The organism is Bradyrhizobium sp. P2_E8, assembly GCF_056403875.1.
This window is the reverse complement of sequence record NZ_JBFUES010000213.1, coordinates 1-9,027: the sequence shown is the minus strand read 5'-3', so window position 1 is coordinate 9,027 and position 9,027 is coordinate 1. Positions and strand designations below refer to the sequence as shown.

The 9,027-nt window shown below is 63.6% G+C and carries 11 protein-coding genes and 1 pseudogene; 8 read left to right on the top strand and 4 right to left on the bottom strand.

Annotated elements, in window-relative coordinates:
- Together AC1D00_RS14420 and AC1D00_RS14415 are read left to right on the top strand one after the other, a co-directional pair.
- Positions 1–519, top strand: a pseudogene (locus AC1D00_RS14420) (2-oxoacid:acceptor oxidoreductase subunit alpha); the annotation flags it as partial.
- A gap of 130 nt (positions 520–649) precedes the next feature.
- The gene (locus tag AC1D00_RS14415) at positions 650–1,705 is read left to right on the top strand and encodes a 2-oxoacid:ferredoxin oxidoreductase subunit beta (protein WP_135175641.1); all 1,056 of its coding nucleotides are present in this window, start codon (positions 650–652) and stop codon (positions 1,703–1,705) included.
- Here the strand turns inward: AC1D00_RS14415 and AC1D00_RS14410 are convergent, their stop codons facing one another.
- The 3 genes from AC1D00_RS14410 to AC1D00_RS14400 form a co-directional block, all read right to left on the bottom strand.
- On the bottom strand, positions 1,706–2,152 hold the full coding sequence (locus AC1D00_RS14410) for a DUF4399 domain-containing protein (protein ID WP_477011131.1): 447 nt from the start codon (positions 2,150–2,152) through the stop codon (positions 1,706–1,708).
- Between the two features lie 17 nt (positions 2,153–2,169).
- A complete protein-coding gene (locus tag AC1D00_RS14405) occupies positions 2,170–3,705 on the bottom strand; it encodes an SUMF1/EgtB/PvdO family nonheme iron enzyme (protein ID WP_477011130.1) in 1,536 nt (511 codons plus the stop codon).
- A 225-nt stretch (positions 3,706–3,930) separates the two neighbouring features.
- A complete protein-coding gene (locus AC1D00_RS14400) occupies positions 3,931–4,500 on the bottom strand; it encodes an STM3941 family protein (RefSeq protein ID WP_167770966.1) in 570 nt (189 codons plus the stop codon).
- A gap of 204 nt (positions 4,501–4,704) precedes the next feature.
- On the opposite strand from AC1D00_RS14400, the gene AC1D00_RS14395 reads away from it, so the two are divergent.
- The 6 genes from AC1D00_RS14395 (at position 4,705) to AC1D00_RS14370 (ending at position 7,404) form a co-directional block, all read left to right on the top strand.
- Positions 4,705–5,328 carry a hypothetical protein gene (locus AC1D00_RS14395; protein WP_477011129.1) on the top strand — a complete coding sequence of 208 codons (624 nt, stop codon included), beginning with the start codon at positions 4,705–4,707 and terminating at the stop codon, positions 5,326–5,328.
- Between the two features lie 41 nt (positions 5,329–5,369).
- Positions 5,370–5,819, top strand: a complete 450-nt coding sequence (locus AC1D00_RS14390) for a DsrE family protein (RefSeq protein ID WP_477011128.1) — start codon at positions 5,370–5,372, stop codon at positions 5,817–5,819.
- 134 nt (positions 5,820–5,953) lie between these two features.
- The gene (locus AC1D00_RS14385; RefSeq protein ID WP_027546888.1) at positions 5,954–6,277 is read left to right on the top strand and encodes an ArsR/SmtB family transcription factor; all 324 of its coding nucleotides are present in this window, start codon (positions 5,954–5,956) and stop codon (positions 6,275–6,277) included.
- The gene (locus AC1D00_RS14380; protein ID WP_135175646.1) at positions 6,274–6,705 is read left to right on the top strand and encodes an SRPBCC family protein; all 432 of its coding nucleotides are present in this window, start codon (positions 6,274–6,276) and stop codon (positions 6,703–6,705) included. The genes AC1D00_RS14385 and AC1D00_RS14380 overlap by 4 nt, the downstream gene beginning before the upstream one ends.
- Positions 6,706–6,754: 49 nt before the next feature.
- On the top strand, positions 6,755–6,967 hold the full coding sequence (locus tag AC1D00_RS14375) for a hypothetical protein (protein WP_477011127.1): 213 nt from the start codon (positions 6,755–6,757) through the stop codon (positions 6,965–6,967).
- Positions 6,964–7,404, top strand: a complete 441-nt coding sequence (locus AC1D00_RS14370; protein WP_477011126.1) for a DUF1801 domain-containing protein — start codon at positions 6,964–6,966, stop codon at positions 7,402–7,404. The genes AC1D00_RS14375 and AC1D00_RS14370 overlap by 4 nt, the downstream gene beginning before the upstream one ends.
- Before the next feature lie 212 nt (positions 7,405–7,616).
- Here AC1D00_RS14370 and AC1D00_RS14365 read toward each other — a convergent pair.
- Positions 7,617–9,027 (bottom strand): SpoVR family protein (locus AC1D00_RS14365; protein WP_477011125.1); only part of this gene is annotated, 1,411 nt, incomplete at its 5' end.

Here is a 9,027-nt window from a genome sequence, read left to right as displayed (position 1 = left end):
CATCCGACCAAGGGCTCCTATTTTACCCGCGGTACTTCCCGGGATCGCTATGCGCGATATTCCGAGGAAGGCCCGGTCTATGCCGACAACATGCAGCGCCTGGTGCGCAAGTTCGAGACCGCGCAGGACCTCGTGCCGCGTCCGCTCCAGGCCAATGCGGAACGGCCGACCAAATACGGCGTGATCTATTTCGGCTCGACCTCGCCGGCGATGGACGAGGCGATCGGCCTGCTGGAAGCGCGCGGCCACCAGCTCGATCGCCTGCGCATCCGTGCCTTCCCGTTCCATTCGAGCGTGGCGAGCTTCCTCGCCGAGCACGATTTCGTCTACGTGGTCGAGCAGAACCGCGATGCCCAGTTGCGGCAGCTCATCGTCAACGAGAACGGCATCGACCCCGTCCGCCTCGTGCCGATCGTGCATTACGACGGCACGCCGATCACCGCCCGCTTCATCGCAAAAGCCATTGGCGACCACCAGGATCACCTCAAGGTGACGCCGCTCCGCAAGGCCGTGTCATGACCTACGCCTTGCTCTCTCTTCCGTCATGCCCGGCCTTGTGCCGGGCATCCACGACTTCCTTTTCCTCGGCCAAGACGTGGATGGCCGGGTCAAGCCCGGTCATGACGGGCTTGGGATCGCAGGTGCTCGCATGACCTATATTGCCAAGCCGAAATTCCATCATCCCGGCCTCAAGAAGAACGAGCTCGGCTACACGCATCGCGACTACGAGGGCAAGATCTCGACGCTGTGCGCCGGCTGCGGCCACGATTCGATCACGGCCTCGATCATCGAGGCCTGCTATGAGCTCTCGATCGAGCCGCACCGGGTGGCGAAGATCTCCGGGATCGGCTGCTCGTCGAAGACGCCGGACTATTTCCTCGGCAATTCGCATGGCTTCAACTCCGTGCACGGGCGCATGCCCTCGGTGCTGACCGGCGCCAATCTCGCCAACCGCGACCTGATCTATCTCGGCGTGTCCGGCGACGGCGATTCCGCCTCGATCGGCTTCGGCCAGTTCGCGCACTCGATCCGGCGCGGCGTCAACATGACCTATATCGTCGAGAACAACGGCGTCTACGGCCTGACCAAGGGACAGTTCTCGGCGACCGCCGACCGCGGCTCGAAGTCCAAGAAGGGCGTGACCAACACCGACAACGCCATCGACCTCGTCGCGATCGCGCTGCAACTGGGCGCAACCTTCGTGGCGCGCTCGTTCTCCGGCGACAAGACCCAGCTCGTGCCGCTGATCGCGGCCGCGATCCGCCACAAGGGCGCATCCTTCATCGACGTCATCAGCCCCTGCATCGCCTTCAACAACCATGCCGGCTCGACCAAGAGCTTCGACTATGTCCGCGAGCACAACGACGCGGTGAACCGGCTCGACGTGCTGGTCGGCCGCGACCCGATCGCGGTCGACTACGCGCCGGGCACGGTGCAATTGGTCGAGCAGCACGACGGCAGCAAGATCGCGCTGCGCAAGATCGACGCCGACTACGATCCGCATGACCGGCTCGGCGCCCAGACCTTCCTCCAGAAGCACGCCGCCAAGGGGCAGATCGTCACCGGCCTGCTCTATGTCGACCCCGATGCCGACGACCTGCACGCGCATCTCAACACGGTCGAGACGCCGCTCAACACGCTGGAAGCGGACACGCTGTGCCCGGGCTCGGCGGCGCTGGACAAGTTCAACGCCAGCATGCGGTGATCATTTGCCGCGCTGAGGCGGAGGCCTGACGCGCACGGTGATCTTCTCCGACACGACAGGCGGCTCGAACGGATAGTGCTTGGCGTCGCCCAGCACCAGTTGAAGGGTATGGGTCCCGGGCGGAAGCTCGAGAAATGTTTCGGTCTGCCCCGCCCCGAAATGCAGATGCGACTTGTCCTGCGGGATCGGCTCCTTCGGATCGATGGGGTCGCTGACGTCGACCAGCAAATGATGATGGCCGGCGTTCTGGTAGTCGTCGCCGGCATGCGTCACGCCCATGTTGCGCAAGCCGAACCGGACCAGGAAGCCGGCGCGCACCTTCTGCCCGTCATACGGGGAGATGAAATAAACCTTTGCGTCCTTTGGAGCAGCCTTACCCTGCGAGAAGGCCACGCCCGGGATCAATGCGAGCACCGCCGACAGCGCGACGCAGCGAAGGATTTGCATCAAATCTACTCCTGCACTCAGGGACTGAGCGCGACCCGGAACCCATGCGTCGGGTAACGAACGTTGGTATCGTAGCCGTCGCGGTTGGATGGCCGCACGTATCTCGAATCGTTCTTCCAGGAGCCCGAGCGCAGGACGTGCGAACTGCAGTCCCCACCGCTCCATGCCGAACCGTCATTGGGCGCGCCTTGATAAGTCCTGTGCCAGCAATCGGCGACCCACTGATCGACGCCGCCGCCCATGTCGTAGAGTCCGAATGGATTGGGTTTGAAGCTACCGACCTTCGCCGGCTGCTCGGCGGCTGCGTCACCGCAATCCTTGCACCCGGCCATGCCCGGCTGGAGCTTGTCGCCCCACCAATATTTGGTCTGCGTTCCGCCGCGCGCCGCATATTCCCATTCCGCTTCGCTCGGAAGCCGGTACGACTTCTTCGTCGCCTGCGCGAGCCAGCCCGCATATTGCTGTGCATCGGTCCAGCTTACATTCGTGACGGGGGCGTCGTCCTTCCCGATCGCCGTAAAGCCACACGCCTTCGCAGCGGCGCATTCGTTCCACTCCCGCACCGTCACAGGGTATTTGCCGATCGAGAATGACTTGATCGCGACCTGGTGAACAGGGCGTTCGGTCGGATCATCGTTGCTTCCCATCGTGAAGCTGCCGCCGCGAATGGCGATCATGTCCGGCTCGCTGGCGGGCGTCGGCGATTGGCTGGGCGTCGGCGTCGGTGCCGGCGGCGCAGGTGAAGCCAACGAGGGCGACGGTTGTGGCGTCGGCACGGCCGCTTCGCGCGCCGGAGGCTGCGGGACAGGAGAAGCGACCGGAGCGGCAGTCGGCGTGGCGGCCTGCTCGCTTCCCTTGCCGGGCGGCTGCGCCAGAAGATACCAGAGCACGCCGGCGGCGCTGACCAGCAACGTCAAGCCGAGGAGAAAGATCAAGGTATTCTCGCGCCGGCCTCGCGTCCCGCCGACGGCATCTGCGTCGGGCAGCACGCGATAGATGCGTACGGGGTCGGTGATGTTCTTCACCTTGCGGTCGCCAAGGGACTCGTAGCCGCACACCACCTTGTGCTTGATCTGCTCGTAGATCGCGCCCGAGATGAAGACCTGACCGGGCTGGGCAATGCCTTCGATACGCGTGGCGATGTTGACGCCATCGCCGTAAACGTCGTCCGGCTCGATGATGACATCACCCAGATTGACGCCAATTCGGTACTCGATCCGGGAGTCCTTCGGAAGCGAGGCATTGCGGCCGACGAGATTCTGCTGGATGACGATGCTGCAGCGAACGGCCTCAACAGGGCTATCGAAAATAGCGATGAAGCCGTCGCCCGTCGTCTTCACCAGGCTTCCATGGTGCTCGACGATACTGGGCTGGATGAGGTCCCGCTCGATCCGCTTGACGCGGACATGCGTGCCTTCCTCGTCGGCCTGCATCAAGCGGCTGTAGGAAGCGATGTCGCCGACAATGATTGCTGCGAGACGACGAGGCATTGCGCCGTGCGGAGGCGGCGGCTCGTTCTGATTCCCGGATCTGAAGTTGCGAATTTCGCCCATTGCGCGGGGACTCCACAAACTTACAAAGGCGGCCCCAGCCTACGACTTCGAGAAGCAATCGTCTGTGAAGGCTATCACATTGACAAACTGGGACAATGTCGAAGGACTCGCGACATCGAGTTCCAGGGAGCGAGGACCTTGAACCCTTCTGGTCCAACCAGCGACTAAAGCGCCGCTCTCAGGGCGACGAAGTCCGCCACTGGTTCAGCCAAGACACATCGGGCTTTAATGGACAGGCTCGGGCTCGGGTGCGGCGCGACCCGAATATGCCAACCGGCCGGCCGTCCAGTATTGCTTGCAGGTCTCGAACAGCGTTTCGCCGTCCATGGTCAGGCCGCCCGTGACGAGCACGCCGTCCGCGCCAATGGGCTTGTTCAGCAGCGACAAGACGTGCTTCAGAAAGCCGCCTTCGAACCGCTCGGCAAGAAGAGGATCGACCTGAAGAACGACGATCCTCTGGCTGCGATACCGAAAGATCGATATGTCCCTCACCGATCTCCACGAGATGGTGTCATCGGCGATCCTGGTGTCGCGAATGCCGACACGGGTGATGAAGAGGACCGGCTCCCTGGCGGAGATCAACGTCCAGAGCGTCTTGCAGGTGGCCAGGCCGAAAAACACGATGCCGAAATAGCTGAGCGCGATCTGGATCGTGGCGATGTCCTTGCCATAGTGCAAGCTGAATGCGAGCGCGCCGCACAACAGCGTCGCCAGCAGGCCGGCTCCCAGCAACTTGAACAGCCGCGCAAGGGAATAGCCGATCGCAAGGTTGGGCAAGTTCTGACTTATGGACATTTTGACCGCCACCAGTCATCTGCAACAACCAGGGGTTCTCAATACCCCTCCTTCCAAATTGTTAAAGCGGGAACCTTGCGCGAGGCTGTCCGCAAGGCGCGGCCAGGAACGCTTGAACGCAACGCTTTCCGCCCGCGACTAACGGCCAATCGGCCCTGATCGTCCCGCCGCGGGCCATCAACGGCTCACGCGTTCGGTGCGACCATGAAGCTTGCCCTCGTCCTGCCGCTTGTCCTTACCGCGTTCACCGGCATCRCCCACGCCGATGAGGCCGATAAGGTCCGGGAAACCACAAAGGCCGAAGCCGACGCCTTCATGGGCCGCATCTATGCGGGGACGCCGGGTGACAAGGCCTATGCCTGCTTCGTTCGCCGCTACGATGCCGAGCATCTGGCGCGGCATCCCAAGCAGAAGGTCGCGGCGATGAAGCTGCTGATCTCGGCGGAGGCCGACAAGGAGGACAAGCAGCTCCACAATTCGTTCCGCCTGGGCTTCCGGTATCGCCATCRCAGCGGCGACTTCGACTCCAGCGGGTCGTGCGGCAGCCACGCGGTGCTTCTCAGTCAGGGCGACGAAGTCCGTCTCGGCTGCGGCGTGGACTGCGAAGGCGGCGGGATCGAGGTGGCGCTGTCCAGGGACAACAAATCCGCCATCATTCGGCTCGAGCAGGTCAGGGTCTGGCAGAACAACAAGCCGGATGACGAGGCCGAGCAATCGCTGGTCGCCGGCGCCGACGACAAGATCTTCCGCCTCGACCGCACCGACAACAGCGAGTGTGCCTCGCTGGTGACCGACCGCAAGGAACTCGCCGCGCTGCGCCACAAGTGATATGGGTCCGGCAAATTCGGGCGCAGCCGAGGGAGATCGCCATGAACCGCCGGAACATCCTGTGGAGTGCCGTTTCAGCGCTAGGTGCGGCGCTCGGCGCCTCCCGCGCACAGGCCGCGACCGAGGCTCCGCCGTCGAACAAGCTCAAGGTCGTCTACCATCTCAGCGACGCCGAGAAGGTCCATTTCGTGCTCGGCAACATCCAGAACCACATCGACGGCGTCGGCGGCCCCGAGCACGTCACGATCGCGCTGGTGATTCACGGGCCGGCGCTGAAGGCGTTTCACTGGGCGCAGGCCAACCCCGATATCAGCAAGCGCGTTGGCGACTTCTCCAAGGATGGCGTCGAGCTTGCCGCCTGCGGCAACACGATGAAGGCGCAGAACGTCACGCTGACGGATCTGCTGCCGGGCTTCGTCAGCGCGGAGAAAGGCGGCGTGGTCCGCCTGGCCGAGCTGCAGTCGCAGGGCTATCTCTATCTGCGGCCTTGAGGCGCTACGGTTACCGCGAGATCGGCGCGCGCCCTCTCCCGCAAGCGGGAGAGCTTAAGCCCCCCAAAGCCGCTTGACTCATCCATAACCCTGTGGTTATGAGTTATCCATAACTGAATGGTTATGGAAATCGCATGTCCGCCGCCCACGATCTCCTGTTCAGGACGCTCGCCGATCCGACCCGACGGGCGATCTTCGAGCGGTTGTGCCGCGAGGGCGAGCAGACGGTCGGGGCACTGACGGCACGGTCCGGCGTTTCCCAGCCGGCGGTCTCGAAACATCTCGGCGCGCTGAAGCAGGCCGGCCTCGTCCGCGACCGCCATGAAGGACGCCAGACCCATTACAGCGCGCAGCCCGGTGCGCTCAATCCGCTGGTCGACTGGACCAGCCAGATGGCCGGATTCTGGCAGAACCGGCTCGACGCGCTCGACGATCTCCTGAAGAGGATGGACCAATGACCGAGACCTCAAGCGAGACCCGCTCCGTCGTCATCGAGCGCGAATTTGCCTTTCCGGCCGAGCGGATCTGGCGCGCGCTGACACAGCCGCATCTGATCGAGGAATGGCTGATGAAGAACGACTTCAAGCCGTCAGTCGGCCATCGCTTCAACCTTCGCGGCGAATGGGGCGGCGTGCTGGACTGCGAGGTGCTCACCATCGAGCCGCAGAAGACGCTCGCCTACACCTGGAATTTCGCGCATGAGGACGCGGCGTTCGACCTGAAAAGCGTCGTCACCTTCACGCTGACACCGACAAGCGCAGGCACGCATCTGCGCGTCGAGCAGGCGGGCTTCAGCCCGACGCAGAAACAGGCCTATGGCGGCGCGCATGCCGGCTGGAAGCAGTTTCTCACCAAGCTGGACGAGCTGCTGGCGCGACCGGATTGAGCCGGCGGCGCGCATCCATCCGATCATTTCAGAGGAGGTCTCGTTGAACATGTGGATACGACAAATCCATCGCTGGCTGTCCATCGCCTTCACGCTCGCCGTCATCGCGAACATCGTCGCGATGACCATGCAGATCGAGGCCGTGTGGATCGGCTTCCTGGCGCTCGTCCCGCTGATCCCGCTGCTTGCGACCGGGCTGTATCTGTTTGCGCTGCCCTATCTTGACCGGCGCGGCGGCATGCAGCGCGAGGCGAGGTCATGAAGAAGGCGGTCGCGGTGAAGAAGGCCGGCGCGAAGGACGCGGACGGAGCGGCGTCCAAGTTGATCGACGGCAGGATCAGGGAGCTCGGCGACTGGCGCGGCGAGATGCTCGGGCGGATTCGCGCCCTGATCAAGGACGCCGACCCCGACGTGGTCGAGGAATGGAAGTGGCGCGGCGTACCCGTGTGGGAGCACGACGGCATCATCTGCACCGGCGAGACCTACAAGGCCGTCGTGAAGCTGACCTTTGCCAAGGGTGCGGCGCTCGATGACCCGGCCGGCCTGTTCAATTCCAGCCTCGACGGCAATGTGCGGCGCGCGATCGATATCCGCGAAGGCGAGAAGATCAACGAGAAAGCGCTGAAGGCGCTGATCCGCGCGGCGGTGGAGCTGAATGTGTCGAAGACCAAGAAGAAGCCGGCCAAGCGTTCTGCATAGAACAGCAGGCAGCCACAGACCTCTTCCTTCTCCCCTTGTGGGAGAAGGTGGCGCGAAGCGCCGGATGAGGGGTATCTATCGACACGGGAAAGCGCGGAGAGATACCCCTCACCCCAGTGAGCTTGTGTCTGCCGGCGTCGCTGCCCTCTCCCACAAGGGGCGAGGGCACACCAACGCGCATCTCGCCGCATTGCTACACATAGACGGCCGCCTCAGGCCGCCGCCGGGATCGGGCGCGGGCTCACGACATATTCGCGCAGGACCTTGTCGTTGGCATCGACCTCGATCAGCGAGACGTCGTAGGTCCAGAGGTCCGCCAGATGCTGGAGCACGCGCTTGGCGTCGGTCTCGTTGAGCTGTGCGCCCTTGATGACGTGGTGATGCAGGATCAGCCGGCGGTCGCCGGAGAGATCGACGTCGACCACCTCGATATTGGCGTCGATGTAGCCAACATCGTGCTGCCGCGCCAGCTCGCGCCGCACCCGGCGGAAGCCGCGCTCGTCGTGGATGGCATCGACGCGGATGCCGGCACGCTCCTCGGGGTCGTCGTGCAGATGGAACATGCGCAGCTGCCGCATCAGCTTCGGGCTGAGGAACTGGCCGATGAAGCTCTCGTCGCGGTAGTTGGCCCAGACGTCGCGCAGCWCGCCCATCACGTCGTTCTTGCCGGCGATGTCAGGGAACCACTCGCGGTCCTCGTCCGACGGGCTGGTGACGATGCGCTCGATGTCCTGCATCATGGCGAAGCCGAGCGCATAGGGATTGAAGCCGGAGAAGCGCGGATCGTCGAATTCGGGCTGGAACACCACATTGGTGTGCGATCCCAGGAATTCGAGGAAGTTGCCGTCGGTGATGCGGCCCTGCTGGTGCAGCTTGGTCATGATGCGATAGTGGACGTAGGTCGCCGTCCCCTCGTTCATCACCTTGGTCTGGCTCTGCGGATAGAAATATTGCGCGATGTGGCGGACGATGCGCAGCAATTCGCGCTGCCAGGGTGCCAGCCGCGGCGCGCTCTTCTCCAGGAAGTAGAGCAGGTTTTCCTGCGGCAGGCCGAGCAGCTTGCGGCGCCGCTCGACGCTGAGCGCGGAGCGGCTCTTGCTCTTTCCTGCCGGCACGGTGCGCCAGAGGTCGTTGAAGACCTCCTCCTCGTGCTGGCGACGTCGCCCTGCCCGCTTCTCCTCGGCGCGCAGGTCGAGCTTCTTCTTGCCCGGGTAGCGGTCGATGCCGTGCGACATCAGCGCGTGCGCGGCATCGAGCGTACGCTCGACCTCGGCGCGGCCGAAGCGCTCCTCGCATTGCATGACGTAGTTCTTGGCGAAATCGAGATAGTCCAGGATGCCGTCGGCGTCGGTCCACTGCTTGAACAGATAGTTGTTCTTGAAGAAGTGATTGTGGCCGAAGGCGGCGTGCGCGATCACCAGCGTCTGCATCGTCGCCGTGTTCTCCTCCATCAGGTAGGAGATGCAGGGCGAGGAGTTGATCACGATCTCGTAGGCGAGGCCCATCAGGCCCTTGCGGTAGGAAGCCTCGTGATAGGCGAAGTGCTTGCCGAAGGACCAGTGCTTGTAGAAAAGGGGCATGCCGACCGACGAGTAGGCATCCAGCATCTGCTCGGCGGTGATG

Excerpts from the sequence above, each read along its gene's own strand:
- AC1D00_RS14415 (WP_135175641.1), top strand. The coding sequence starts at position 650 with ATGACCTATATTGCCAAGCCGAAATTCCATCATCCCGGCCTCAAGAAG.
- AC1D00_RS14410 (WP_477011131.1), bottom strand. The coding sequence starts at position 2,152 with ATGCAAATCCTTCGCTGCGTCGCGCTGTCGGCGGTGCTCGCATTGATC.
- AC1D00_RS14405 (WP_477011130.1), bottom strand. The coding sequence starts at position 3,705 with ATGGGCGAAATTCGCAACTTCAGATCCGGGAATCAGAACGAGCCGCCG.
- AC1D00_RS14400 (WP_167770966.1), bottom strand. The coding sequence starts at position 4,500 with ATGTCCATAAGTCAGAACTTGCCCAACCTTGCGATCGGCTATTCCCTT.
- AC1D00_RS14390 (WP_477011128.1), top strand. The coding sequence starts at position 5,370 with ATGAACCGCCGGAACATCCTGTGGAGTGCCGTTTCAGCGCTAGGTGCG.
- AC1D00_RS14385 (WP_027546888.1), top strand. The coding sequence starts at position 5,954 with ATGTCCGCCGCCCACGATCTCCTGTTCAGGACGCTCGCCGATCCGACC.
- AC1D00_RS14380 (WP_135175646.1), top strand. The coding sequence starts at position 6,274 with ATGACCGAGACCTCAAGCGAGACCCGCTCCGTCGTCATCGAGCGCGAA.
- AC1D00_RS14375 (WP_477011127.1), top strand. The coding sequence starts at position 6,755 with ATGTGGATACGACAAATCCATCGCTGGCTGTCCATCGCCTTCACGCTC.
- AC1D00_RS14370 (WP_477011126.1), top strand. The coding sequence starts at position 6,964 with ATGAAGAAGGCGGTCGCGGTGAAGAAGGCCGGCGCGAAGGACGCGGAC.